This is a genomic window from Serratia sp. 506_PEND (assembly GCF_001076875.1).
Taxonomy (GTDB): Bacteria; Pseudomonadota; Gammaproteobacteria; order Enterobacterales; family Enterobacteriaceae; genus Serratia; species Serratia marcescens.
In genome coordinates, this window is record NZ_JVEL01000195.1 from 1 (window position 1) to 252 (window position 252).

A 252-nucleotide genomic window follows, 5' to 3' on the forward strand; every position below is an offset into this window, starting at 1 on the left:
CAAGATACGCCGGCAGGTTCATCACCACGTCCAGTTCGCTTTGCGAAATACGGTTGACAGGCACGCCGGTCCACTCTGCCACCACCGAAGCCACCTGCCGGGCATCCACATGCGCTGACACCCGCACCGATGATGCCTGTAGCGTGTCAAGCTCCTGCTCGAGATCGCGCAGTGCGGCCATCGGTTCATCATCGTCTTCACTCTCTGTCGCCAGCAGTTGCGCGCGCAGTGCGACGATCGCCTGCACCAGCC

General features: G+C 62.3%; 1 pseudogene. It reads right to left on the bottom strand.

The features are described from left to right. A pseudogene (locus tag ADK28_RS32075) lies at positions 1-252 on the bottom strand (type VI secretion system ATPase TssH); the annotation flags it as partial.